The organism is Prochlorococcus sp. RS04 (assembly GCF_001989455.1).
Classification (GTDB): Bacteria; Cyanobacteriota; Cyanobacteriia; order PCC-6307; family Cyanobiaceae; genus Prochlorococcus_A.
Window position 1 is genome coordinate 533,537 of sequence record NZ_CP018346.1, and the last position, 26,076, is coordinate 559,612.

At 32.6% G+C, this 26,076-nt stretch carries 30 protein-coding genes; 18 read left to right on the forward strand and 12 right to left on the reverse strand.

The window, feature by feature from the left end; all coding sequences use genetic code 11:
* The first annotated feature begins 3 nt into the window (after nt 1–3).
* The 3 genes from BS621_RS03125 to BS621_RS03135 all read left to right on the forward strand — a co-directional run bounded on the left by BS621_RS03125 (nt 4) and on the right by BS621_RS03135 (nt 1,462).
* Nucleotides 4–639, forward strand: coding sequence for a TVP38/TMEM64 family protein (locus BS621_RS03125; RefSeq protein ID WP_025893989.1), 636 nt, complete (start codon nt 4–6; stop codon nt 637–639).
* Nucleotides 640–756: 117 nt separating this feature from the next.
* The gene (locus BS621_RS03130) at nt 757–936 is read left to right on the forward strand and encodes a hypothetical protein (protein ID WP_011375871.1); all 180 of its coding nucleotides are present in this window, start codon (nt 757–759) and stop codon (nt 934–936) included.
* Nucleotides 911–1,462, forward strand: a complete 552-nt coding sequence (locus tag BS621_RS03135; RefSeq protein WP_077141782.1) for a phycobiliprotein lyase — start codon at nt 911–913, stop codon at nt 1,460–1,462. The genes BS621_RS03130 and BS621_RS03135 overlap by 26 nt, the downstream gene beginning before the upstream one ends.
* Here the strand turns inward: BS621_RS03135 and BS621_RS03140 are convergent.
* The gene (locus tag BS621_RS03140; protein ID WP_025893987.1) at nt 1,446–1,958 is read right to left on the reverse strand and encodes an R-phycoerythrin subunit beta; all 513 of its coding nucleotides are present in this window, start codon (nt 1,956–1,958) and stop codon (nt 1,446–1,448) included. The genes BS621_RS03135 and BS621_RS03140 overlap by 17 nt on opposite strands.
* A gap of 177 nt (nt 1,959–2,135) precedes the next feature.
* Here BS621_RS03140 and BS621_RS03145 point away from each other — a divergent pair, with 177 nt between their 5' ends.
* Genes BS621_RS03145 through BS621_RS03155 form a run of 3 tightly spaced genes read left to right on the forward strand, consistent with a single transcriptional unit; the run spans nt 2,136 to nt 6,026 of the window.
* Nucleotides 2,136–2,342 carry a hypothetical protein gene (locus tag BS621_RS03145; RefSeq protein ID WP_025893986.1) on the forward strand — a complete coding sequence of 69 codons (207 nt, stop codon included), beginning with the start codon at nt 2,136–2,138 and terminating at the stop codon, nt 2,340–2,342.
* Nucleotides 2,343–2,364: 22 nt separating this feature from the next.
* The gene (locus tag BS621_RS03150) at nt 2,365–4,773 is read left to right on the forward strand and encodes a UvrD-helicase domain-containing protein (protein WP_025935662.1); all 2,409 of its coding nucleotides are present in this window, start codon (nt 2,365–2,367) and stop codon (nt 4,771–4,773) included.
* A 5-nt stretch (nt 4,774–4,778) separates the two neighbouring features.
* Entirely contained in the window at nt 4,779–6,026 is a 1,248-nt protein-coding gene (locus BS621_RS03155; RefSeq protein WP_025935661.1) for a CCA tRNA nucleotidyltransferase, read from the forward strand.
* On the opposite strand, the gene selD is transcribed toward BS621_RS03155, so the two are convergent.
* Nucleotides 6,027–8,198 carry a selenide, water dikinase SelD gene (gene selD / locus BS621_RS03160; RefSeq protein WP_077141783.1) on the reverse strand — a complete coding sequence of 724 codons (2,172 nt, stop codon included), beginning with the start codon at nt 8,196–8,198 and terminating at the stop codon, nt 6,027–6,029. It abuts the gene before it with no gap.
* Between the two features lie 10 nt (nt 8,199–8,208).
* Between selD and mtnP the strand changes: the two genes are divergently transcribed.
* Nucleotides 8,209–9,102: an S-methyl-5'-thioadenosine phosphorylase gene (mtnP, locus tag BS621_RS03165; RefSeq protein ID WP_077141784.1), complete on the forward strand. Its 894-nt coding sequence runs from the start codon at nt 8,209–8,211 to the stop codon at nt 9,100–9,102.
* A 43-nt stretch (nt 9,103–9,145) separates the two neighbouring features.
* Here mtnP and BS621_RS03170 read toward each other — a convergent pair whose 3' ends face one another.
* The 6 genes from BS621_RS03170 to BS621_RS03195 form a co-directional block, all read right to left on the reverse strand.
* Nucleotides 9,146–9,343, reverse strand: a complete 198-nt coding sequence (locus BS621_RS03170; protein ID WP_011375864.1) for a photosystem II reaction center protein J — start codon at nt 9,341–9,343, stop codon at nt 9,146–9,148.
* 9 nt (nt 9,344–9,352) lie between these two features.
* Nucleotides 9,353–9,472 (reverse strand): photosystem II reaction center protein L, encoded by a 120-nt coding sequence (locus BS621_RS03175; RefSeq protein WP_002806119.1) that lies wholly within the window; start codon nt 9,470–9,472, stop codon nt 9,353–9,355.
* Nucleotides 9,473–9,483: 11 nt separating this feature from the next.
* Nucleotides 9,484–9,630 carry a cytochrome b559 subunit beta gene (psbF, locus tag BS621_RS03180; RefSeq protein WP_011375863.1) on the reverse strand — a complete coding sequence of 49 codons (147 nt, stop codon included), beginning with the start codon at nt 9,628–9,630 and terminating at the stop codon, nt 9,484–9,486.
* Between the two features lie 2 nt (nt 9,631–9,632).
* The gene (gene psbE / locus BS621_RS03185; protein WP_002806020.1) at nt 9,633–9,881 is read right to left on the reverse strand and encodes a cytochrome b559 subunit alpha; all 249 of its coding nucleotides are present in this window, start codon (nt 9,879–9,881) and stop codon (nt 9,633–9,635) included.
* A gap of 135 nt (nt 9,882–10,016) precedes the next feature.
* Nucleotides 10,017–11,033: a photosynthesis system II assembly factor Ycf48 gene (locus tag BS621_RS03190; RefSeq protein ID WP_077141785.1), complete on the reverse strand. Its 1,017-nt coding sequence runs from the start codon at nt 11,031–11,033 to the stop codon at nt 10,017–10,019.
* 9 nt (nt 11,034–11,042) lie between these two features.
* Nucleotides 11,043–11,471: a rubredoxin gene (locus BS621_RS03195; protein WP_077141786.1), complete on the reverse strand. Its 429-nt coding sequence runs from the start codon at nt 11,469–11,471 to the stop codon at nt 11,043–11,045.
* 76 nt (nt 11,472–11,547) lie between these two features.
* Between BS621_RS03195 and BS621_RS03200 the strand changes: the two genes are divergently transcribed.
* From BS621_RS03200 to BS621_RS03210, 3 genes are read left to right on the forward strand one after another with little or no spacing between them, the layout of a single operon-like run.
* The gene (locus tag BS621_RS03200) at nt 11,548–11,910 is read left to right on the forward strand and encodes an NAD(P)H-quinone oxidoreductase subunit 3 (protein WP_025893978.1); all 363 of its coding nucleotides are present in this window, start codon (nt 11,548–11,550) and stop codon (nt 11,908–11,910) included.
* Between the two features lie 4 nt (nt 11,911–11,914).
* A complete protein-coding gene (locus BS621_RS03205; protein ID WP_077141787.1) occupies nt 11,915–12,649 on the forward strand; it encodes an NADH dehydrogenase subunit K in 735 nt (244 codons plus the stop codon).
* On the forward strand, nt 12,649–13,179 hold the full coding sequence (locus BS621_RS03210; protein WP_025937370.1) for an NAD(P)H-quinone oxidoreductase subunit J: 531 nt from the start codon (nt 12,649–12,651) through the stop codon (nt 13,177–13,179). Before BS621_RS03205 ends, BS621_RS03210 begins: the two co-directional genes overlap by 1 nt.
* On the opposite strand, the gene BS621_RS03215 is transcribed toward BS621_RS03210, so the two are convergent.
* Nucleotides 13,176–14,561 (reverse strand): gluconeogenesis factor YvcK family protein, encoded by a 1,386-nt coding sequence (locus BS621_RS03215; RefSeq protein ID WP_077141788.1) that lies wholly within the window; start codon nt 14,559–14,561, stop codon nt 13,176–13,178. The two genes, BS621_RS03210 and BS621_RS03215, sit on opposite strands and share 4 nt — an antisense overlap.
* 127 nt (nt 14,562–14,688) lie before the next feature.
* On the opposite strand from BS621_RS03215, the gene BS621_RS03220 reads away from it, so the two are divergent.
* Together BS621_RS03220 and BS621_RS03225 are read left to right on the forward strand one after the other, a co-directional pair.
* Entirely contained in the window at nt 14,689–15,474 is a 786-nt protein-coding gene (locus tag BS621_RS03220) for an ABC transporter ATP-binding protein (protein WP_077141789.1), read from the forward strand.
* A gap of 5 nt (nt 15,475–15,479) precedes the next feature.
* Complete coding sequence (locus tag BS621_RS03225) at nt 15,480–16,325, forward strand: MlaD family protein (protein WP_077141790.1); 846 nt, start codon at nt 15,480–15,482, stop codon at nt 16,323–16,325.
* A gap of 7 nt (nt 16,326–16,332) precedes the next feature.
* Here the strand turns inward: BS621_RS03225 and bchD are convergent, their stop codons facing one another.
* Nucleotides 16,333–18,510, reverse strand: a complete 2,178-nt coding sequence (bchD, locus tag BS621_RS03230; protein ID WP_077141791.1) for a magnesium chelatase ATPase subunit D — start codon at nt 18,508–18,510, stop codon at nt 16,333–16,335.
* A 48-nt stretch (nt 18,511–18,558) separates the two neighbouring features.
* Between bchD and folK the strand changes: the two genes are divergently transcribed.
* Genes folK through BS621_RS03245 form a run of 3 tightly spaced genes read left to right on the forward strand, consistent with a single transcriptional unit; the run spans nt 18,559 to nt 21,167 of the window.
* A complete protein-coding gene (folK, locus tag BS621_RS03235; protein ID WP_077142650.1) occupies nt 18,559–19,122 on the forward strand; it encodes a 2-amino-4-hydroxy-6-hydroxymethyldihydropteridine diphosphokinase in 564 nt (187 codons plus the stop codon).
* Nucleotides 19,123–19,173: 51 nt separating this feature from the next.
* On the forward strand, nt 19,174–19,737 hold the full coding sequence (locus BS621_RS03240) for an NUDIX hydrolase (protein WP_077141792.1): 564 nt from the start codon (nt 19,174–19,176) through the stop codon (nt 19,735–19,737).
* A complete protein-coding gene (locus BS621_RS03245; protein WP_077141793.1) occupies nt 19,734–21,167 on the forward strand; it encodes a cryptochrome/photolyase family protein in 1,434 nt (477 codons plus the stop codon). Before BS621_RS03240 ends, BS621_RS03245 begins: the two co-directional genes overlap by 4 nt.
* Here BS621_RS03245 and BS621_RS03250 read toward each other — a convergent pair.
* Entirely contained in the window at nt 21,152–22,357 is a 1,206-nt protein-coding gene (locus tag BS621_RS03250) for a DegT/DnrJ/EryC1/StrS family aminotransferase (RefSeq protein ID WP_077141794.1), read from the reverse strand. The genes BS621_RS03245 and BS621_RS03250 overlap by 16 nt on opposite strands.
* 53 nt (nt 22,358–22,410) lie before the next feature.
* Nucleotides 22,411–23,004: a thioredoxin family protein gene (locus BS621_RS03255; protein WP_077141795.1), complete on the reverse strand. Its 594-nt coding sequence runs from the start codon at nt 23,002–23,004 to the stop codon at nt 22,411–22,413.
* Between the two features lie 105 nt (nt 23,005–23,109).
* On the opposite strand from BS621_RS03255, the gene fabI reads away from it, so the two are divergent.
* The 3 genes from fabI to BS621_RS03270 all read left to right on the forward strand — a co-directional run bounded on the left by fabI (nt 23,110) and on the right by BS621_RS03270 (nt 26,076).
* Entirely contained in the window at nt 23,110–23,892 is a 783-nt protein-coding gene (gene fabI / locus BS621_RS03260) for an enoyl-ACP reductase FabI (protein ID WP_077141796.1), read from the forward strand.
* A gap of 20 nt (nt 23,893–23,912) precedes the next feature.
* Nucleotides 23,913–24,518 (forward strand): imidazoleglycerol-phosphate dehydratase HisB, encoded by a 606-nt coding sequence (hisB, locus tag BS621_RS03265; RefSeq protein ID WP_077141797.1) that lies wholly within the window; start codon nt 23,913–23,915, stop codon nt 24,516–24,518.
* Nucleotides 24,519–24,591: 73 nt separating this feature from the next.
* The gene (locus BS621_RS03270) at nt 24,592–26,076 is read left to right on the forward strand and encodes a carotenoid oxygenase family protein (protein ID WP_077142651.1); all 1,485 of its coding nucleotides are present in this window, start codon (nt 24,592–24,594) and stop codon (nt 26,074–26,076) included.

The window sequence follows — 26,076 nt, forward strand, 5'->3', positions numbered from 1 at the left end:
ATAATGAATAAAATACAGAAATTTTTCTCAGTAGTTTTTTTTATAGCAATATTTGTTGTATTAATTTATTTAATCCAAAATTATGGCATTGAACCTCTAAGGAACAAAATAGAAAGTATGGGGATTTGGGCTCCTTTTGGAATATTCATACTCAGAGGAGTAAGTATTATTTTACCTGCCCTTCCAAGTTCAGCTTATTCTCTGCTAGCTGGTTCATTACTAGGATTTCAAAAAGGTTACATGACAATAATCTTTTCTGATATCGTTTTTTGCCAAGCTGCTTTCTTTATCGCAAGAAATTATGGTCGGGTTCCTGTACGTAATTTAGTAGGCCCGAAAGCAATGCAAAAGATTGAAAGTTTCAATCAAAACCAGCTAGAAGAAAATTTCTTTCTTATGACAGGTTTACTAATGACTGGCCTTTTTGATTTTCTAAGCTACGCAATTGGTATTGGAGGAACTCGCTGGAAAATCTTTACTCCTGCATTATTAATAAGTCTTCTAATCAGTGACTCGATACTAGTAGCAGTAGGAGCTGGAGTTAGCCAGGGGGCAGGATTATTTCTAGGGATTGCTCTTTTGGGAATGTTTGCTTTAGCGACTATTTCAGGATTGGCAAAAAATAAAATGCCTAAATAACAAAACAGTTGATGATTCTTTAATCAAAGAAGAAAGATATGACATTTTCGCAAACAATAACTATATAAATAATGATTCATGCAAGAATAGAAATCGATTAATTTTTAAAGTTATTAGATGACTCCATTTAGACCAACTTCATATGATCGCCCTGGAGAACAAATATCAACTACTCCTTCTGGATTAAAAGTAACTTCTGCAAAGAGATTAATGGTGGATTCAATGGTAAGAATGATACAAAAAGCAGAAAATCATTCCGTAGAAGATAAACTTGACGAAGAATCTAACAATAATTAATCAATTCATTGATAAAAGTATAGGGGAGTGGAAATCTATTAGAAGTACTCACACTTTAGCTTTTCAGGAATTTGAAAACTCAACTAGTAAAATATATATAAAACATATCAACAACAAAAATAAAAAAGTCGTTGAAATTTTTAAAAATTATAAATTTAGTTTAAACCTAGAGAGCATCGCCATTTCTATAAACTGGCAAGCTATTAGTGATTGGGACAATAATGATATCCGTGAAGGAGATGAAACTATTCTGATTTTTTTACCCAAAGATGAAAATTCAGGAATTGTTTTAAGAAATAAAGGTTATACAGAATCCTTTATTTCATCATCCAATTATTTTGTTGATGAACAAAATAATTTACACATTAAAACTATTTATAAATCAACAGTTTCCGAAGAAAGAATTTCCTTTTTATCCACTCATGTAAGATCTAGATTTTCTACTATTAGAAATCTTGAAAATAACTCAGTTATACAGACGTCCCATACTTCAGAGATAAGGAATTTAGCTAGTTTAAAAGATTAATTATCCTTTCAAATTGAAACTCTGTTTCAGATATTAATTTAGGAAGAAAGCCTTTGTTTCCACGCATATTATTAACTGTTGAATTCAAATCAGAGATAGTTGCATCTCTCATTAATTCAAAAACCCTTCTTGCATTTCTTAAAGGTACCCCAAGAGCAAGATAAGTATTTTTAAGATCCTTCAAACAACTTTTTTCTAAAACTGATTCGTCATTAGAAATTAAAAGATAAGCAACAATCCTTAGGATTATTTCTCCATCTCTTAAACAAACGGACATCTTGTTAGTTGTATTTAAAGATATTTTTGAATTAAGTGAATCTTGATTTTCGCAAATCATTGCTGTTACAGAGTCTGCTGCTATTGCATGTGAATTATTTGTTATAGAGTTTATTGCATCTAATCTTGAGTTTGCAGTATTAATAAATTCTTTAATATTGCTTAAATCATTTAATTTCTTTTCGGCTGACAAGAGTTGATTATCCTTTGAAACTGACATTCCTGTAGTAAAAAATTAAAGACCGATATTAAGAATAATACAAAGCTAGTAAAAACAATACAATTTCAAACTTAACGCAACGCTTCTTAATTAATAACTTGATTCCAAAGTGATAGTTGAAATAATTCAAATAAAAATTTTTTTTCCGCTAATATAAAAATACACTCTAATAAAGTTTTGGATCAACAAGATTTAAAATTATCAAAGAAACTTATTTCCTTATATAAAAAGAGATTGGAAAAAGAAATTCTTGACAGAAGTATAAAATTAAAGATGCCTCAAAATAAATTTGAAGAAATAATTAATAACAATAATGAACTTATCAATTTAAAAAAAACGTTAGAAGATCTAGAAAAGGAATCTGAATCTCATAGTAAAGTCTGATTTTTGAAAAACCCTTCCAAAAGTGCCTCAAACCAACAATTTCCTTTTTAAGTCCTTAAACAATCAACAACTTCAAGCAGTAAAACATGTTTATGGACCACTATTAGTTATAGCTGGTGCAGGTAGCGGAAAAACTAAGGCTCTCACTCACAGAATTGCAAACCTTATTGAGGGTAACTCTATAGATCCCTATAACATTCTTGCAGTCACTTTCACTAACAAAGCTGCCAAAGAAATGAAAGCAAGATTAGAGGTTCTTCTAGCCCAAGAATTAGCTTTTAATCAATTTGGTCAGCCTTGGACAACTCTCAAAGAAATTGACCAAAATGAATTAAGAACAAACGTTCACCAAGAGAGGCTTAAGGACCTTTGGATCGGTACTTTCCATTCTTTATTTTCGAGACTTCTTAGATACGATATTGAAAAATATACTGATCCAGAAGGCCTAAAATGGACAAGGCAATTTTCAATTTACGATGAAACAGATTCTCAAACATTAGTAAAAGAAATTATTAGTCAAGATATGAATCTTGACCCAAAAAGATATGATCCCAAAAAGATTAAAAGATTAATAAGTAATGCTAAAAATCAATGCTTAACTTCAAATGATCTTTTAGAAAAAGCAGATAATAATTTTGATAAAACAGTTGCAGAAGCCTACAAGAGATATAGAATTTCGCTATCAAAAAACAATTCTTTAGACTTTGATGATCTTCTACTTTTGCCTGTTTTCTTATTGAGGCAAAATGATATAGTCAGAGATTACTGGCACAAAAGATTTAAACATATTTTAGTTGACGAATATCAAGATACAAATAGAACACAATATGAACTTATAAAATTAATTACGGCTGGAAATACTGAACCAAAAAAATTCTTCAATTGGGAAGATCGATCAATTTTTGTAGTTGGGGATGCTGATCAAAGTATTTATAGTTTTAGAGCAGCTGACTTCAGAATTTTAATTGGTTTTCAAGAAGATTTTAAAACTTCCATCAACGACGATACAAAATCATCCTTAATTAAATTAGAAGAAAATTATAGGTCATCTTCCAATATCCTTGATGCTGCAAACTCACTAATTGAAAACAACTCCGAAAGAATTGATAAAGTTTTAAAGGCTACTAAAGAAAAAGGGGAACTTTTAACGTTACTCAGCTGTGATGATGAAATTTCCGAGGCAGAAGCAATTACCAATAAAATAAAATCACTCAATAACTATAATCAAAACCCAATTTGGAAAAATTTTGCAATTTTATATCGAACTAGAGCTCAGTCGAGAGTACTAGAAGAATCTCTTGTAAGGTGGCGCATTCCTTATACAATTTTTGGAGGATTGCGTTTTTATGATAGAAGAGAGATTAAAGATGCTATAGCATATTTGAAAGTTCTGGTTAATTCTTCAGATAACGTTAGTCTTTTACGAATCATAAATGTTCCTAGAAGAGGAATTGGTAAGACTACTATTCAAAAACTTAATGAACTATCTAATAGGTTAAATATTCCATTATGGGAGGTTCTTAATGATAAGCAAAGTCTTGAAGAAACAATAGGTCGATCATCAAAAGGAATTAATAAATTTACTGAAGTTATGAATGATCTAATGTGTTACCTAGAAAATTCAGGTCCCGCTCAACTACTACAACTTATATTAGAAAAAAGTGGTTATTTAAGTGACTTGCTCTCTAGTGGGACTGAAGAATCTGAAGATAGAAGAAATAACTTACAAGAACTAATTAATGCAGCTACTCAATATGAAGAAGAGACAGAAAGTGGAGATGTAGAGGGATTTCTTTCTACAGCAGCCTTAACAACTGATAACGATACGAAGAAAAATAATCCTAACTCTGTAACTCTCATGACTCTGCATAATAGTAAAGGTTTAGAATTTCAAAATGTTTTTATCACTGGGCTAGAACAAGGTCTCTTCCCTAGCCATAGATCAATAGATACTCCCTCACTTCTTGAAGAGGAAAGAAGATTATGCTACGTAGGTATTACTAGAGCTAAAGAAAGAGTTTTCTTAAGTCATGCTAGAGAAAGAAGATTATGGGGTGGAATGCGTGAAGCAACAATTCCTTCAATATTTCTTTCAGAAATACCTGAGGATCTAATGGATGGCGAATTACCACAAACTGGTGGTGCTTCAATTAGAAGAGATTTGCATCTTGATCGTTTAACAAGAGTTGATCGCAACAATCCAAATGAATTTGTTAATAAACCAATAAATGCAGTAAGAAAATTATATTCAGGGCCAAGTAAAGGAAAAAGCTGGATAGTTGGAGATAAGCTAATTCACTCAAAATTTGGGAAAGGTGAAATTATACATATTTTTGGGAGTGGGGAAAAAATATCATTAGCAGTAAAATTTGGCGATAAAGGAAGTAAAATTCTAGATCCTAGATTAGCTCCAATTCGTTATGTAAGTTAAAACTCATGAACGATATCTCTGATTATATCCAAGGGGAATTAATCAAAACTCCATTTAATCTATATAACCTTATTACTAAATACATAGAATCTAATGACAATACTAAAGTGGCTTTTGTTGGCGGTTATTTAAGAGATCTGTTAATTAGTAAATTCCACAAAAAATCGTTTTCTAAACCTATAGATATTGATCTTGTTATTGAAGGATCCTCTATTTCTCTTGCAAAATTTATAAAAAAAAATATTGTAAATGTAGATTTATGTTTAATCAAGGAATTTAATTTATATAACACTGTCGAAATAAATATTAATGACTATAAAATTGATATTGCTTCTGCAAGAAAAGAAATTTATTCTGCTCCAGGCTTAAATCCCACAGTAAATAAAAGTACTATTGAGGATGATCTTAAGAGGAGAGATTTCACTATAAATTCAATAGCCTTCGAGGTCTCGACAAGGAAAATCTATGATCTTTATGGAGGAATCTCTGATATAAAAAGTAAAAGATTGAACTTACTTCACAGTAATAGTATTTCAGATGATCCAAGTAGATTAATTAGATGTGCAAAATATGCTTCAAGGTTAGATTTCAATATTTCAAATAATTCCCTCAAACAATCTCAAGAAACAGTTAGACAATGGCCATGGGAAAGTTCTGAAAAGCATCAGAAAATGATTTACCCTCCTGCACTAGGCATACGAATAAGGATGGAACTAGCTGAAATATGCAAACACGATAATTTGACTAATGTGATTTCGATAATTCATAAATGGAAAATTATCTCAATCTTAAATGAAAATATTAAAGTCGATAAAAGATTTTTAAGAGGACTAAATTGGATTAAGAAGTTAAATGGAAATCATATGCTTTACTTATTAAAAGATTCAGAAGATTTAGAAAAAGCATGTAAAAGATTTTTGATAAATAATAGTGAGATAAAAATATTAGATGATTATATAAATATCAAAAAGATATTAAATACAAACCAAAAAAATTTCAATCATTTTTCTCCATCAAGTTGGACAGAATTTATTGAGGACAGAAACCTTAATGATGAGACAGTCAAATTATTAATTTGTGATGGAGGACCGTACTGGCGTAACTTATTTAAGTGGTTATTTATTTACAAATTCATAAAATCAAAAAAAGATGGAGAAACATTAAAAAAAGAAGGATGGGACCAGGGGAAGGAGATGGGAAAGGAAATCAAAAGACTAAGATATTTGGAAATTGACAAATTAAATAGAAATTAATTACATTTTTACAACCTCTCCAACCTTGTACCATTTATCCTTTAGAACATTTTCATATTTACGATTGCAACTAATCAACAAGGGGCCACATGTTTGAGGATCTAATAGTAATGATATTTTCTCGTTAAAAGTCTCTTGATCTAATGAATTTTCGTTTAAAAAATTAATTATTCTTTTCTGCTTATTTACTTTATAAATTTTGTCAAAAATTTCTTTATTAGATTCATACAAAGTACTTTTAACGTCTTTTCTTATTAAATCAAATACTCCAGGATAAGCTTTAAATGCAAATAAATCTAATAAAACTTTTAGTGGCTCAAGATTATTGCTTTGCCTATATAAATTAGATGATTCAACCATTTCTTTAAGATGTCCAATAAATCCATATCCAGTAATGTCAGTCGCAGCATTGACTAATGATTCTTTAAATTGATTTTGAAAAAGATAAATTTCATCAATCAAATATTGCTGACTCTTTACTAAATTATCAATTACTTCTGAAGAACTACCTAGCATAGTAATATTTTGCATTTGACCGGCAAAGTAAATCCCAACGCCCAGAGGTCTAGACATCATGAGAATATCTCCAATATTCATTCCAGATTTAAGCCATGGTTTTGCTCCATTTTTTAAAATACCTTGAACTGTTAAAGAAATATCCATTCCCAATGAATAAGGTTTATTTACTAAACTTCTTGCCTCAAAAGTATGGCCTCCAAGTAATTCACCTCCATGATCCTCAACTGTTGATTTAATACCTTGAAGTGATTGAGAAAAGAGGTAACTCTGAAATTCCCTTTCAACTTTTGGTAATGAAATTAAAGCCTGCGCTGATGAAAGTTTGGCTCCGCATGCCCACAAATCTGAGCAAGCATGCAAAGTAGTAATTTTTGCATTAAGCCAAGGATCACTTACCAAAGCAGGAAATCCATCTACACTTTGCAAGATAACATCTTGACCATTTTGATATATCTCAACTGAATCTTCAGGTGATGAGGCAAAAGAATTTAAATTAGAATTTATTAATGATTTATTCAAAACTAACTGAGGAATTTTAGCTGCACATCCTCTGCAATCATTCAATGAAATATTTTTTTCACTACTCTTCATCATTAGCCTTTTTGATCTGAACTTTTTAATAAAGTTGAGATCAATTTTATGCTTTAATATCCAAAAAATAAAAGAAGGGCCGAAAACAAAATTGCGATAAATAGCAAAAGCCTTTGGATGATGGCTTGGAAATATATTTACTATTTGCAATCCGATCTTTTGAGGAAACCACTTTTTTAATGATCTCCCTTCTATATCTTTTTTTAGATTTTGCACTAATGTATTTACAACTTTTACTGCAAAAACTCCCGATGCTGGCCTTTTTGCTGAACCTACAACTGAGCAATCCCCGACAGCAAAGATTCCAGAGAAACTTTTTGTCTGCAAATTCTGATTTGTGATTATCCTGCCATGAGAATCCGAATCTAATAATTTTTTTTGTACCCATAAAGGAGATGTATTTCCAGTACATAAAAGAATCTTGCCATAATCAAAATTAAGTTTTTCAACTAAATCAATATTGGAATTCCTTAAACTTTTTAGAATTTTATTATTAATTTTTCTTGAATCACATAATAGTTTTAAAGGTCTATCTCCCCATCTTTTTCTCAAAGCATATGATACTTCAATTGCAGCAAGGCCACTCCCAACAATTACAAATGGAAGTTCATTAACTGAGTCAAAAATATCCTCTTTGAGTATTGATTGATAAGCCCTTAAAAAAGGTTTAATTGAAAAAGCATTTCGATTTTTAACTAGTGATTCAAATTCTTTTGGAATTATTGTTTGACTTCCATAATTAAGCACCAACTTCGAATAATAAACTGAAGGTCTATTACTTAAAACAATTTTCTTTAAATTGAAATCAATATCCTTTACTTCTTCTTCTATAAAAGATACTTTTGCATTTTTTGCTAAAGATTTTATATCAATTAAACTCTCTTCTAAAGTGATTGATTTTGAAATCACCGATGGGAATATCGCCGAATAAACCAAATGAGAATCTCTAGATATAATTGAAACAGGAATTGCTGGCATTAATTTCGGAAACATTAACCATTTCTTCAATAAAGAAACATTTGAGTGTCCCCCTCCAATTAGTACCAGATGATTAAAAGTCATTTACATCTCAATGAATAAAGAACATTTATTACCAATTGAAAAATCAAGATTAGGTGTGATTGGTGGAAGCGGATTTTATTCAATGGATCAAATAGAGTACTTAAGAGAACTAGAAATCAATACTCCCTATGGTAAACCTTCTGATTCAATAAAAGTATATAATCTTGGAAACCTAGAGATAGCATTCATTCCTAGACATGGAAGAACACATAGTTTAAACCCTTCTGAAATCCCTTATAAAGCTAATATTTGGGCTCTAAGATCAATAGGAGTAAGATGGATTATTGCTCCGTCAGCAGTTGGGTCATTACAAGAACAGATAAGGCCACTTGACATAGTGGTTCCAGATCAATTTATAGATCGGACAAAAAATAGACCCGCAACCTTCTTTAACGAAGGAGCTGTTGCTCACGTAACTATGGGAGATCCTTTCTGCACAAATTTATCACGTATATTAAGTGAAATCGGAGAAAAAAATATTCCTGGCGGTAGACAATTGCATAGAGGGGGTACCTATCTAGCAATGGAAGGTCCCGCTTTCTCAACTAGAGCAGAATCTAATTTATATAGGAGTTGGGGATGTTCAATAATTGGAATGACGAACCACACGGAAGCAAGATTAGCTAAAGAAGCTGAAATAGCTTACTCCTCCTTATCTATGGTTACTGATTATGATTGCTGGCATCAAACTCATCAAGAAGTTTCTGTAGAGATGGTTTTGGATAATCTTAGATCGAATACTGAAGTGGCTAATAAAATAATATTTGAAGTAGCTAAATTAATTGAAAAAGAAAGACCAAAAAGCAAGTCTCATTTTTCATTAAAAGATGGATTAATAACCCAAAAAGAAAATATCCCAAGATCCACAGTAGAGAAACTTAGGATATTTACTGATTCTTATTAGGCTTATTTGATATAAGTGATTATCAGGTCAAAGTAAGGATTTGTTAGCCTCCAGCTCCAACTCCTTGGTATGAACCATAGAAGAATATTCCTAAAACAAAGATAACTGCAATTCCACCTGCTGTAGCAACAAGCCATAGAGGAAGAGTTCCTTCAGTCCATCTTCTTTCCCATGCAACTGCTGGTCTACCGTCAGGAAGTCTATCTGGAATTCTTCCATCAGGTCCTTTTAATTTACTCATGATTTTAATTTAATTGAAAAAGTAACTGGAAAATAAAATTCCCAATACAAAAACTGATAATAAGCCTAAATATAGGCTTGTACGATTAAGTTCAACTGGAACTTTGTTAGGATTTTCGTTTACTTGCATGATAGTTAAATTTATCGGGCTACGAATTGCATAGCAGCAATAGAACCTAAAAAGAATACTGATGGAATAGCTAGAGCGTGCACTGCTAGCCAACGGACAGTAAATATAGGATAAACGCGGACTTCCGCAGCCTGCATTGGAGCTTGAGAATTAGTCATTGTTATTTTGTTCTTAAATCTAGTTGAGATTTAGCTTCATATCTTTGTGTTACGACAGGTGCTTTAGATTCAGATGATTGGAAATAACTATCTGGACGAGGAGTTCCGAAAGCATCGTAGGCTAAGCCTGTATATACAAATAAGAAGCCTGCTATAAAGATAGCTGGTAATGTTACTGCATGAATAATCCAGTATCTAATACTGGTGATTATTTCAAAGAATGGGCGTTCACCCGTTGAACCTGCGGCCATAATCACAAATGTTTACCCTATGATCTTACAGTGTAAAATCATAAGTTCGCGAAGAAATTAACAGGTTGGTTACAGACAGTTGCTAAATCTTTAAAAAATTAATTTTTTTTTCACTATTAACTGAATTTATTCAAGTTAACTATTCCATTTAAGGATGTAACCACGCTCGCCAAGTACAAATCCTTTTTGATTGTCTAAAGCCTCCTTATCAAGAAAAACTATTTTAATGTAGTTTGTTGGCAATTCCGAAGCAATAGGATCTTTATTCCAACTTTTACCTTGATCTTTACTTACTATTAAAGTTCCATTACCCCCGCCAGCCCATATATCACCATTTGGGTCCCACCCCATATCCAAATAATTGTATCCATTAAGAATTGGGATGATGGGTTTTGACCAATTTTCTAGGTCATTAGTATCTTCATTAAATCTAATTTCTGCTCCTCTAGAAAGCATCCATAAACTTCCCTCTGGATTAAAACCAATACTTTGAACTCTTTTGCTACTGGCTCTTTGATGAGCTACCCATGCATCACTATCCTTTTCCAAAGTAGAGAAGAAATTACCTAGACTACTTACACTGACATAATCTCCTTTACTAGTTCTTCTTAAATCTCTTACACCTCCAGAACCAGATGCATCTACAACTTTTGCATTCCATGATTCACCACTATCTGATGTTTCATAAATAGCACCTGCAGTAGTAGCCAATTCTGCAATGCCAGCGTCGACAGTTGTTATTAGAAATGGTTGGCCTGGTAATTTGTTTCCTAAAGATAAACGTGTCCAATTCTTTCCTGCATCAAGTGTATGCATAACTAATGAAGGCTGACCTATTAACCATCCCTCTTCACCTTTAAAATCAATATCTAGGAGACGAAAGTTCTCATCACTTGGTAAATCTAAATTTCTTTTTTCCCAAGTTTCTCCTCCATCATTAGATTCCATAATAAGTCTATTGGAACCTACTAAAAATCCATTTTTATCATCTATAAAATCAACATCTAAAGCATTAGCCTGATCCTCAAACTGAATTGTTTTCCAAGGGCTGCTATCGCTCATCTTTACTCCCGTAGATGAACAACTGCTCAATACAAAACAAAGAAGAACTGGTAAAAGAAGATTGGGAATGCTAGTAATAATTTTTTTCATTTATATATATTAGTGCAAAGAGTACAAAGAAAGGAACATAGCAGCAGCAAACGCCAGACCTCCAAAAATCAATATGTTTTTTTGTCCAGGAGGTAAACTATTAAAACCAAAGCCATAAACTAAATTTTCTTCAAAACCACTAGGTTTAGATTTAGGACCTATGTCCTTATAAAAATTTTTACCAGCTCGACAAACAGGGCAAGCGAAGGTATTCCCGTCCAACTCTGAAAAAGGTGTATTTTTAGGTATGTTTAATTTTTTATTTCCTTCAGACGGATCATAAATGTATCCACAACTTCTACATTCGAATCTATTTTGTTCTAAATTAGGGACAGCTGGTTCAACTTTTACTTCTGAGAAATTTTCAGAAGGTTTTTCTTTCTCAAGGTTTTCAACTATTTTGTTTTCCTCAGAGGCTGGTTGAATGTTTTCACTCACGGTTTATTATTGTTCTTTAAGAACTCTAAAAGATTTTGCTTAATTAAGCGACTTTTATTCAAAATTAATTTTTAAGATGTTTTTATTAAATGGCTATGAATATTTTTTAGGTTTCCTTCTAATTGCCTCAGCTGTACCAATCTTAGCTTTAGTTACTAATCTCATCGTTGCCCCAAAAGGCAGAACAGGGGAAAGAAAACTTACATATGAATCTGGAATGGAGCCTATTGGAGGAGCATGGATTCAATTTAATATTCGTTATTACATGTTTGCCTTGGTTTTCGTTATATTTGATGTTGAGACAGTATTCCTTTATCCTTGGGCTGTTGCCTTCAATAGATTAGGCTTATTAGCTTTTATTGAGGCTTTAATCTTCATTGCAATACTTGTTATTGCCCTGGCATACGCATGGAGAAAAGGTGCTTTAGAATGGAGTTAAAAAATTGAATCCACAATTATCACCAAAAGCAATAAGAGAAATTCGAGAAGGGACTTGCAACCCTCTTGGTGCACCGCAAGTTACTACAGATTTAAGCGAAAACATTATATTGACAAGTTTAGACGATCTTCATAATTGGGCTAGACTAAGCAGTCTATGGCCTCTCTTGTACGGAACAGCTTGTTGTTTTATAGAATTTGCAGCCCTAATCGGATCTAGATTTGATTTTGATAGATTTGGATTAGTACCTAGAAGCTCGCCAAGGCAAGCAGATTTGCTAATAGTCGCAGGAACAGTAACTATGAAGATGGCTCCAGCCCTAGTGAGACTTTATGAACAAATGCCTGAACCAAAATATGTTATTGCAATGGGTGCATGCACAATCACGGGGGGAATGTTTAGCGCAGACTCTACAACTGCTGTAAGAGGTGTTGATAAATTGATTCCAGTTGATTTATACCTTCCAGGATGCCCACCAAGACCAGAAGCAATTTTTGATGCTGTCATCAAATTAAGAAAAAAAGTTGGAAACGAATCAATATTAGAGCGCACAAAAACTGAACAAACCCACAGATACATAACATCTGATCATGAAATGAATCTTGTTTTCTCAGAAAATACAGGTGAATATCTAAACAAAACTTCAGATAACGTCATAACCTCCTCCAAAAAAGAAAAAATAACTGAATTACCTGAAGACACCGAAAAAGCTGAAATTATTGATACTTTAGAAGATTAATGGAAAAAGACGGTTTAGCTAAATCCCCAGATACTTCAATAGAAAAAGAAGGCTTCATAAGCCAATCTTTGTCTAAAGATGGAATTTTAAATCAATCTTTACCTGATGATCACATAGGAATTGAAAACATTTCTGTGGAACCCAACAAATTATATGAAGCAGTTTCTGCCTTAAAAAATTACGGTTTCAACTATCTCCAATGTCAAGGAGGATATGATGAGGGACCAGGCAAGAATCTTGTTAGTTTCTACCATTTTATAACTGTTGATGATTTGCAAAGAATCGAAAAAATTAAAGAAGTCAGATTAAAAGTTTTCTTAAAAAGAGATTCTGATTTATCAATCCCTAGCTTATATAAAATTTTTAAAGGAAGTGATTGGCAAGAAAGAGAAACTTTTGATATGTATGGAATAAATTTTATTGATCATCCCAATCCCAAAAGATTATTAATGCCTGAAGATTGGAGAGGATGGCCATTGCGAAAAGATTATATTCAGCCAGATTTCTATGAACTTCAAGATGCTTATTAATTTAATTTCTTTAATTTGCGATAAATAAACATAACTGCTCTTGCTAGCCTTCTTGGATCATGTCTAAGAGTTGGAGTTATTCTCTTTGAGTATAATGGTGCTTGCAAAACATAGTAACCTTCAGATAATAATTTTGCCTTATCACATAGTACAGGCTCTGCTCCTCTACTTTCGTAATATTCTACAAGTGGAGACTTTTCAAATTGAATCTGAGATAAGACTGAGTTAAAAATTCGAGTATTAACTCCAAAATTCGATAATTGTTTTTCTATTGCTTTGACATGTTGATAAACATCTAGGCCATCTGTTTCTCCTGGCTGAGTCATCAAATTACTTATATAAATTTTGGGAGCACTACTTTTCAATAAGGCATCTACTATCTCCGGCACTAAGAGATTAGGTAATAACGAAGTGAATAGACTGCCTGGACCAAGAACGATTACATCAGCTTCTTTTATAGATTCAAGAGCGCTAGGAAGAGCTGAAGGATTTTCTGGAAAATAACCAATCCTCGAAATTAATTTCTTAGATTTGCTGATCTTGCTTTCACCATAAATTTTTTCACCATCTTCTAATTCAGCCCATAATATAACATCAATATTTGTTGCAGGTAAAACTTGACCTTGTACCGCCAAGACCTTACTAGAGGCTTGAACTGCTTTTTCTAAACTACCCGTAATTGTTGTTAAAGCTGACAAGAAGAGATTTCCAAAACTATGGCCTTCCAGACCACTTCCCCCTGAAAATCTGTACTGAAATAATCTAGTTAAAGTAGGTTCCTCGTTTGATAAAGCTGCCAAACAATTTCTAATATCTCCTGGAGGTTGCACACCTAATTGTTTTCTGAGAATTCCACTACTTCCACCATCATCAGATACAGTTACGATTGCTGTAATATTGCTACTATAATTTTTTAAGCCTTTCAGTAAGGTAGATAAACCTGTACCACCCCCAATCGCAACAATATTTGGACCTCTGTTTAATTTACTTTTAACTCTTAATGCATCAACTAAATATGTATCTTTTTCTGGAACAAGCGCTTTTTGAATAGAATTAATACTTCTATTTTGTCCAATCCCGATTAATAATAGTCCAATAACAAAAATCAATGGCCCCATTAATGAGACAGGCAAAATACTTGTTAAACCTGTCATTACCCCAAAAAAGATTTCAATTAGCCAATAGAGCGGTCTTAAATTTGTCCAAATTACCAAACCTAATAATGTAGTCAAAAATCCTATCGCGGATGTAAGCATCCATCTTTTTATTACCAATCCTGGCAAAAGCCAACTCAAGATTCTGAAGATTTTGTTTAACAAGACAAAATTTGTCTTTTTAAAGTTTTTATAGTACCTTCTTACCCTTTTTTTACGCTTATTCATTTAAAAACCTCTTAAATATTTTTCTCAAATTTCTAGACTATATAAAATCATTATAAATCAAATTCATACATCCTTTTTTTATTTCTAAAAATTGGCAAAATGAAATATATAGATTTTTTATATAAGTTTGAAAAAATCAAAGCATGCAGTTGAAACAAAAAACCTCTCGATAAGCTGGGGCGAAGTTAATGTGCTTAATCAAATAAATTTTGAACTTAATGATGGAGAGAAATTAGCTATTGTTGGCCCCTCAGGTTCTGGTAAATCAACCATATTAAAAATATTAGCAGGACTCATTTTACCTACCAAAGGAGAATTAAGAATATTTGGTGAGAAGCAAACATATTTGAGATTAGATCAAAATAATCCTCCTGATGTAAGGCTAGTTTTTCAGAACCCGGCTTTATTAGGTTCTTTAACAATTGAAGAAAATGTAGGTTTTCTCCTTAAGAGAAATAAAAACCTATCTAAAAAGTTAATTCATGAAATAGTACGTGAATGCTTAGCTGAGGTAGGATTATTTAATGTTGAGAATAAACTTCCAAATGAATTAAGCGGAGGCATGCAAAAAAGAGTAAGTTTTGCTAGAGCATTAATTAATGATCAAACTCTTAATGCAAAGTCTAAACCTTTATTACTTTTTGATGAACCAACTGCCGGCCTTGATCCAATTGCCTCATCAAGAATTGAAGATTTAATTAATAAGACAAATGATAAAGCTAGCGGATCATCTATTGTAGTTAGCCATGTTCTTAGTACTATAGAAAGGACTTCAGATAAAGTTTTAATGCTTTATGGAGGCAAATTCAGATGGGCAGGCTCGATTGATGAATTTAAAAAGAGTAAAGATCCCTATGTATTTCAATTTAGGAATGGGAAACTTGATGGTCCAATGCAACCAAAAGACATTTAGAAATTATGCGTAGAAGCTTACGAGATTCAATAGTTGGGTTTTCCTTATTAGGAGGAATTTTAATATTCACATTTTTTTCTTTTTGGATAAGAGGAGTGAGATTATCTTCGAAAAATTGGTACCTCTTTGCTGAATTCAATAACGCAAGCGGTTTATCAAAAAAATCCCCAGTTACTTACAGAGGAATCTTAGTTGGATCAATAGAAGATATCTTGTTCACGAATGAATCAATCAAAGCAAAAATAGTTTTAAATAATCCTGAAATTATTCTCCCAAGGCCAGCATTTGCAAGGGTAGTAACAAATTCTTTCCTTGGAGGAGATGTACAAGTTGCGTTAGAAACTAGTGACAAGACAATTCCTAAAAACATTGCAAAGCCTATATCCGAAAAATGCGATACCAAATTAATTATTTGTCAGGGAGACACTATCACAGGTAAACAACTATCAAGTCTCTCAAATATAACTACTAGAATAAGTCAACTTTTAAAAGACACAAATCAAGAAAACTTAATTGAAAACATCGTTAATTCAATTGACCAATTTGATAGAACACAAGAAAATCTTGATGAATTAATTTATTTATCGAAACAAGAGCTACAAAGAGTTGAACCTCTAATAAAAGAAATTACAATTGCTGCTAATCATTTGAATAACATTTTGTCTACCATTGATGATAAAGAAACCCTTAATGACATTAAATTGACAATTAATGCCACTAGGTCCATCTCAACCAAAATAGATGATATGACCGATGATTTTGAAAAATTAACACAAGATAAAGAATTAACTAAATCAATAAGGGATTTAACGATTGGGCTTTCAAAATTCCTTAACGAAATTTATCCATAAAAAATATTTAGAATTCATTGATAGCATTTAAAGCCATAGCCGCGATTGCTTTATCTGTAGCTTTTGGCAATTGAACGTATTTCCCTTGAGCAGCCTCTGCTAACTCTTTACCAAATCCACTTGCTATAAATTTTCTCTCTGTATCAATTACTAAGAGTTTTATCCCGAGCATGGGATATTTTGCAGCGATATCTAGAACCTCCTGTTTTAAATTGACATTTTCATTATCTTTTCCCTCAACCTCATTTTGTCCTAAAGATAATCCTAATGGAACATTTCCTCTTCCATCGGTAATTCCAACAACAATAACTTGACCTATATCTCCAGTTGAAAGAGCATTTTTTGCGACTTTTGCTGATTGCGTTAGTCCATGAGCCAAAGGCGATCCACCTCCGCAAGGCATTGTTTCTAATCTTCTTTTCGCTGCAGTTATTGATCTAGTTGGAGGCAAAAGAACTTCTGCCTGATTACCTCTAAAGGGAATTAGGGCAACTTCATCTCTGTTCTCATATGCCTCGGTCAAAAGTCTAATAACTGCACCTTTAGCACTTTGCATTCTATTAAGAGCCATAGACCCACTAGCATCAACAAGAAAAATGACTAAAGCACCTGCCTTTTTTTGAAGAAGCTTAGCCCTAAAATCATTTTCTTCTATGATTATTGATTTATTAGGATTCCTTAATCTTCTGGATTTTTGATAAGGAGCAGCAGCTCGAAGGGTAGCGTCTACAGCAATTCTTTTTACTTTACCTCTTGGAATAATAGGTTTTACATATCTTCCTCTACTGTCACTAAATATGACTGATCTACTCCCGCTATTCCCTGCTTTAGCTTTAGCTGATGAAAAAAGCAATAAATCAGGATCAACCATACATGCCTCGGGATCTAATATGAATTCTTCAGGTATTTCGGGAGTAGATTCATCTTCTCCATCAGAATTATCTTCTTCTTGTTCTTGATCTTGCTCATTATCATTTTCACTAGTCTCAGGTTCAGAATCTTCATTGTTTGATTGAGGTGGGGGTGGGGGACTCTGATCCTCTGGAGGAGGTGGTTGAATATCATCATCTTCTGGAGGTATTTGCATTGCTCTTGGAAGAATAACTAACCTTACTGCGACTTTTAGATCTTCAGAATTTACATTCTCATCGCCTCGAAGTGCTGCATTAGCCTTTGCTACTTTTACTGCAAATAATTCTGACCTATGTCCTTCTACTCCACCTCTAAGAGCTTCATTCACTAAATAGGTTATTTGCTCTTTTGTTATCTTGACATCCTTTAACCATTGCCTTGCCAAAATTAATTGAGTGGATAAATTATCAGATTCTTCCGACCATTTTTCTGAAAATTTAATATTATTTTCTGCGTGTGATAAAACAGATTTTGTAATCTCAACTCTTTGAGCATTATCAATAGATTGATCTGCGGAAAGAACAATAGCAAAACGATCTAAAACATGATCTCTTAAAGTACCTTCTTCAGGATTATACGTTGCAATTAAAAGTGACTTACAAGGATGAGAAAGGCTTAAACCATCTCTCTCAATATTATTTTTCTCTCTTCCTGTCGCTTCAAGAATTAAATTTACAATGCCATCATCCAGTAAATTAATATCATCTACATAAAGAACACCTCTATGAGCCTCTGCTAAAATTCCAGGTTGAAAAACTTGTTCCCCAGTACTTAATGATGCAGCGACGTCAATTGATCCAACAAGCCTGTCTTCAGTTATGCCAATGGGAACTTGAATAAATGGAGCTTCTCTTACTTTTTTCGGAATTTCTTCAATTTGATTCAAATAATCATTTCCAATTACCTCCTCCAACAATTTATTAGTACTAATATCCCATTCCTCTGGTTTATCTGGATCTAGGTTCCTACCAATAGGTCTTAATAAAGTTTGACTATTACTAATAGTTTGCTTTTCCATTATTGATTCATTATCTAATACCTCTATAGGAGGGAGTAATGTATGCAAGCCCCTAGCTAATACTGACTTACCGGTACCTCTTCCGCCAGCGATAATCACTCCTCCTAAACTGGGATCAACTGCTGCCAAAAGCAAAGATAACTTCAATAAACTATGACCTGTAATTGCCGCCAAAGGGAAAGCTCTAAAAGAATCCTTTGACTTCGTTAAATCTTTTTTTTCTCCTTTTTCTTGTAACTCGGGGTTCAAAATCACTTTAAAAATGTCTGATATAGAATTTATCCAATAACTTTGTTTTTTGTAGTGGAATTATCAAATCTTAATATCAAAAATGGACTATGTATATCCCTCGGAGCAAATATTGATAGTAAATTCGGAAGCCCTCTGGAGTCACTATTAATTTGCAAACCAAAAATAGAGGAAATAATAAATGAGTGGGGAGATAGTTCTAACAAAAAGAAAGAAGAGAAAAGCAAATTTCATGCAAACTTTTTTTGGTCTTCAATTTATGAGACATTACCCCATGGTGTTGAAAATGAGCAGCCAAATTATTTAAATACTTTATTGCTAATAACAAGTAATTCTTTTCCAAAACCATCAAATAAAAAGGCGAAATTACTTTTAAAAGAGCTAAAAAAGTTAGAAAGATTTTTCGGACGAGAAGAGACGCCAAAGGGCAAGAAATGGCTATCAAGATGTCTCGATTTAGATATTCTTTGGTGGGAAGATTTTCATACGGTTGACGAGGAATTAACATTACCTCACCCTAGATTCATGAATCGGAATTTTGTTATTACGCCACTATCTGAAATCTTAAGTAGAAGCCAAAAAATCACAAAGTTTGATGCACCAAAATGGACTATATAAATGATTTACAAAACCAAAAGATAACTGTTAGGCTATTTTTATTTAAAAATTATGGGCAAAAAAAACCTTATAAGAAGATCAATTTTTAAAGAAAAAATATCTGAGTTAAAGTCAAAAAAATTTAGTTTCGAAATAAATAGAATTGAGCTTCCAAATGGACATGAAGGTGAATATGGATACATTAAGCATCCTGGGGCAGCGTTAGCCGTACCTATTACAAAAGACAATAAAGTTATCATTCTTCGGCAATATAGATTTGCTGTTTCAAGATATTTATTAGAATTTCCAGCAGGTACATTAGAAATAGGTGAAACACCTATTAATTCAATTCAAAGAGAAATAAAAGAAGAGACTGGATTCAGTGCAAACAAATGGGATGAAATAGGAACTCTTGTCCCTGCTCCCGGTTATGCAGATGAAGAAATTTATTTATTTTTAGCCCGTGATTTAAACAAACTCAATTTCGAGGTTAAAGGAGATTTAGATGAAGATATAGAAGTATTAATTTTAGATCCAGACGAACTAGATAATCTTATTTCTAGTGGGGATGAAATTCTTGACGCAAAAACTGTGACGGCTTGGTTTAGAGCTAAACAATTTTTAGATAAATCATGAATAAACCTAGAATACTTTTTTGGCATAGAAAAGATTTAAGAATATTTGATAATCAAGCTTTAATCAAAGCATTTTCATTATCAAATGCTATTACTTCAACTTATATATTTGATAAAAATTACTCACACGATTTCAATGCAAGTTCAAGAGCTTGGTTTCTAGGAAATTCACTACAAGAATTAGCAAATAATTGGGGGAAAATGGGTAGTAGACTCGTTATAGCAGATGGAGATCCGGTATTAATAATTCCTCAATTAGCAAAGACAATAGATGCCAAATTTGTTTTTTGGAATAGATCAATTGAACCTTATGAGATTAATCGCGATTTACAAATAAAAAAAAATTTAAAAGAACAAAATATTCAAGTTATTGAAACTTGGGATCACTTATTAGTAGAACCTTTAAAAATATTTACAGGGAATAATAATCCTTATTCAGTTTATGGACCTTTTTATAAAAACCTTAAATCAAAAATGAATTTATTAGGTTCATATGAACAAGATAAAGTTGGTTTCCAGTTTAAAGATATAGATATTAAACTCGAAGATAAGACAATAAATTCATCTGATTCGGTTCTAGAGAAATTTATCAAAAATATCAAATTTCCAGGTTCGAATATTTGTCCGTGTAGACCTGGAGAGAACGCTGCAGAAACACTATTAGAAAACTTCATTAACGAAAAAAAAATATATTCTTATAATTCTGCAAGAGATTTTCCTTCCCTTAATGGGACATCATTTCTAAGTGCATCTCTCAGATTCGGCACGATCAGCATTAGAAAAGTTTGGAACGCCACATTAAATTTAAATTCAGATTTTGTAAATCAAGAAAATTACCTATCAATTGAAACTTGGCAAAAAGAACTTATTTGGCGTGAATTTTATCAACATTGCTTGTTCCATTTCCCAGAGCTAGAGAAAGGTCCATATAGAAAAAAATGGGATCACTTTCCATGGCAAAACAATAATGAATGGTTTCAACATTGGAGCAACGGAGAGACCGGAGTACCTATAGTTGATGCTGCAATGCGTCAACTAAATAGTACTGGCTGGATGCATAACAGATGTAGGATGATAGTAGCTTCATTTCTGGTAAAAGATCTTATATGCAGTTGGCAAATGGGCGAAAAAAAATTTATGGAGATGCTAGTTGATGGAGATTTAGCTGCAAATAATGGGGGATGGCAGTGGAGCGCCAGTAGCGGTATGGATCCAAAACCACTTAGAATTTTTAATCCATATACCCAAGCAAAAAAATTTGATCCTACTTGCGAATATATAAAATATTGGATTCCTGAGTTATCTAAAGTATCTAATTCAGACCTATTAAATGGGGAGATATCTAATTTAGAAACAACTAATTATTCAAGCCCTATTGTCAATCACAACATACAACAAAGATTATTTAAATCGCTTTATGCTGAAATTTGAATTTCCTCTATACAATTCTTTAAAACTTTATTTAAATTTTCTGCTACATAAACTTGCTCTTCACAAGAAATTTCAGGAAACATTGGAAGACTAAGAACTTCTGTACAAATTCTCTCTGTATTAATGAGTTTTGTTCTAGAAAAATTTTTCTTTTTGTAAGCTATTTGTGCGTGTATTGGAATTGGATAATAAATAATTGAATTTATACCTTTTTCAAAAAGTTGTTGTTTTACCAAATTCCTTAAGGAATAGTATTTTTTGCAATCAGTCTCAAATAAATTTGAAAAATCTTCATTTAAAAAATATTTATCGTTTCTTAATTTGATGACAAATTGATTCCAAGAATGGGAAATTGAATCAGAGCTAATTTTTGGAAAACTAATAAATGGATTTTTTTCTAACAAGTCAAGGTAATTATTAGCAATTTTTTGGCGATTATTAATCCACTTAGAAATATATTTAATTTTAATGTTTAATATGGCAGCTTGAATGGTATCAAGTCTGCTGTTATATCCAATTTGGGTATGATGATATCTTATTGGGCTGCCATGAACAGCCAGTTCTCTAATTTTTTTTGCAATCTTTTGATCTGAAGTTGTTACTGCTCCACCATCCCCAGCAGCTCCTAAATTTTTTGTAGGGAAAAAGCTAAAACAGCCTATATCACCGATACTACCAACTTTGGAATTTTTCCACATTGTGCATGTTGCCTGAGCACAATCTTCTATTATTTTTAAGTCATATTTCTTGGCCAAAGATTTTATTAAGGTCATATTCACTGCATTACCAAATAGATGCACTGGCATAATTGCCTTGGTATTAGAATTTATTTCTTGTTCTATTAGTTCAGTATTAATAAGATAAGTTTCTGGATCTATATCTACCAAAACAGGATTAGCACCAACAGCACTAATAGCCTCTGCAGTTGCAAAAAAGCTAAAAGATGAGGTAATAACTTCATCACCCACACCAATATCTAATGCGCGCAAAGCTAAAACTAAAGCATCAGTTCCACTATTACAACCAATAGTATTTTCAACACCAATCAGATTTGAAAAACTCTCCTCAAATTTGGCAATTTCTTGTCCTCCAATATACTTACCCCCTTTTAAAACTTTAAAAACCTCACTCTCAATTTCTGAGCCAATTTCTTGGTACTGCCTATTTAAAGTAAATGGAGGTATCTGCATAGTAAATATATTAACCCTAAACCATATTTCTATGGGTAAAAAAATTTTTTAATTCATTTAAACCAACTTGGTTCTTTATCAGGAGTCCATTTTATATTGCAACCTAAAGAAGGCATCTGATTTGAAGGATAAGAATTATCTTGATTCAAATCATTTACAGCAGAGCGCAAATCTTTCCCAGATAGAGGGATATTATTACCTGGTTTACTATCGTCTAATTGGCCATGATAATACAATAAAAAATCACCATCTCCTTCATTTGAAAAAAGATAAAAATCTGGGGTGCAAGCCGCTTTTAATTCCTTAGCAAAATTTTGATTTTCATCATATAGATAAGGAAAACTCCATCCCTGTGTTTGTGCCTGTAATCTCAAATATTTAGGAGAATCTGAAGGATGAGTGACAATATCATTACTAGAAATTGCAACAGTTTGAACTGTATTTTCAATGTCTTTACTTAAAATGAAAATTTGATTCTCAATATATTTAACAAATGGGCAATGGGCACAAATAAACATTAAAAGTAAATGCCGATTATCTAGATTATGAGAATTAAAATATTCATTTTTTGAAGAATTAGCATTTAACATTTCGAAATTCGGTAATTGAAAACCTAATTCCAAAACCATAGAATTTGTTCTTACCATTTTCAAGTTAAAAATTCTTTGATATTTGAAAATTATTGTATATTTTGCAGTAATCCGTAAAGATAGGTACTTTTATATAGGAGAATAATAGAAATAATAAACAAAATGCTTCTAAATCTAACTGGCAAAAAAATTCTTGTTACGGGGATTGCCAACAATCGTTCAATAGCATGGGGTATCGCTCAACAACTTTCAAAAGCTGGCGCAGAACTTGGAATCACATATTTACCTGATGATAAGGGAAGGTTCGAATCTAAAGTTAGAGAACTAACTGAACCTTTAAACCCATCCTTATTTTTGCCTCTTGATGTTCAAAATCCAGCTCAAATTGAAGAAATCTTTAAAAATATAAAAGACAATTGGGTGCAAATTGACGGATTAGTTCACTGCCTAGCATTTGCAGGACGCGATGAATTGATTGGAGATTATAGTGCTACCACTTCAGAGGGTTTTGATAGGGCTCTTAATATAAGTGCGTATTCGTTAGCACCTTTGTGTAAAGCAGCAAAACCACTTTTTAGTGATGGCGCTGGAGTTGTCTCATTAACTTATTTAGGTTCAGAAAGGGCGATTCCTAACTATAACGTGATGGGAGTTGCTAAAGCAGCTTTAGAAGCTTCAGTAAGATATCTTTCTGCAGAACTTGGTCCAGAAAAACAAGTCAGAGTTAATGCAATAAGTGCTGGGCCTATAAGAACACTTGCGAGTTCTGCTATAGGTGGCATTTTAGATATGATTCACAATGTTGAAGAAAAGGCTCCTTTGCGCAGAACAGTCACTCAAACAGAAGTAGGAAATACAGCTGCTTTTTTATTAAGTGATCTCTCTAGCGGCATTTCAGGCCAAACAATTTATGTTGATGCGGGTTACTGCATTAATGGAATGTAAACTAAGTATTTTGCATAAAAATGTCATCTCTAAGGCAATCTGAAATAAAAAGAAAAACGAATGAAACAGATATTTCTGTATTTATAAACTTAGATGGAAATGGAATTTCTGAGATTGATACCGGGATTCCATTCTTAGATCATATGCTTCATCAAATATCCAGTCATGGTTTGTTCGATTTAAAAATAAAAGCAATTGGAGATACCCATATTGATGATCACCATACAAATGAAGATGTAGGAATCGCATTAGGCAAAGCATTTTCAAAAGCCTTGGGAGAAAGAAAAGGAATAAGTAGATTTGGACATTTCTTTGCCCCATTAGATGAAGCATTAGTTCAAGTAACTTTAGACTGTTCCGGCAGACCACATCTATCTTATGATCTTCAATTAAATGCTCCTAGAATTGGCAATTATGATACTGAACTAGTAAAAGAGTTTTTTATTGCCTTTGCAAATAACAGTGGCATTACTCTGCATATTAATCAAATAAGAGGTAGCAATTCACATCATATTGTTGAGGCTTGCTTTAAAGCTTTTTCACGAGCAATGAGAATGGCTACAGAAATAGATCCAAGAAGATCTGATTCAATTCCAAGCAGTAAAGGAATGCTGGAAAATCAATAAACAAGGAATTTTTTCGAATCAGCCACAATTCAGTTGATTTTTGGCGAAGATAGATAAAAGTAATTATTTTGTTGTGACTAATTTACAAGATAAAAAAATAAATAAAATTAAAAGCTTTAATAAAGAAGATTGGTCAAGTGCGTATCAAAATGTAGAAAAGGAATTAACCAAGGAGCCTCTAAAAATTAGCAAAGGTGATAATATCAAAAATTTAAATGGAACATTATTAAGAAATGGACCAGGCATATTAGAAAGAGGTGGACAATGGGTTCATCACCCATTTGACGGTGATGGAATGATCACATCCATAAAGTTCGAAAATGGTCAGCCGTTTTTAACAAATAGATTTGTTAAAACTAAAGGCTATTTGGAAGAAGAAAAAATAAATAAATTCATTTATAGAGGTGTTTTTGGGACACAAAAAAATGGAGGGATTTTAAATAATGCATTAGATCTAAAATTTAAGAATATAGCTAATACTCATGTCGTTAAATTAGGAGATGAAATTCTCGCATTATGGGAAGCAGCCGGTCCACATGCAATGGATCCTGATAGTCTTGACACTATTGGTTTAACAACATTAAAAGGGGTACTCAAGCCTAACGAAGCATTCAGTGCCCATCCCAAAACAGACCTAAACTCGAATGCATCTTCAGAACTTTTAGTCACTTTTGGAGTACAAACCGGGCCAAAAAGTACCATTAGATTAATGGAATTTGATAATACTGGTACAAATTCTGGAGAGCTCATTTTTGATAGAAAAGATACCTTTAATGGCTTTGCATTCCTTCATGATTTCGCAATTACAACTAATTGGGCAATATTTTTACAGAATGCTATTGATTTCAATCCTCTTCCATTTGTAATGGGTCAAAGAGGAGCAGCACAATGTCTAAAGTCAAACCCAAATAAAAAGGCAAAGTTTTTTATCATCCCCAGAGAAAGTGGATTATTTAGAGGACAGCCTCCTTTAACAATAGATGCTCCAGAAGGATTCGTTTTTCATCATGTAAACGCATTTGAAAAAGATTCCAAAATCGTATTAGATAGTATTTTTTATGATGATTTCCCATCAGTTGGTCCAGACGAGAATTTTAGAGATATTGACTTTGATAAATATCCAGAAGGAAAACTAAAAAGATCAATTATCGATCTAAAGACAAAAACTTGTGAACTTGAAACTTTCAGTGAACAATGTTGTGAATTTGCTGTTGTTAATCCTAAAAACTTAGGATTAAAAGCAACTTTTAGTTGGATGGCAAGCACATCTCAAAAGCTGGGGAACGCTCCACTTCAAGCAATAAAAAAAATAAATTTAACTTCTAAGGAAGAGATTTCTTGGTCAGCAGGTCCAAGTGGATTTGTTAGTGAACCAATTATGGTTCCATCAGAAAACTCTTCACAAGAAGATGAGGGATTTTTATTTATACTTCTATGGAACGGAGAAAGAAGAGGAAGCGATTTAGTGATATTAGACGCAAAAGACTTAAAAGAATTAACTGTTTATGAATTACCCATTTCAATTCCTCATGGCCTTCATGGATCTTGGGTTAATTGA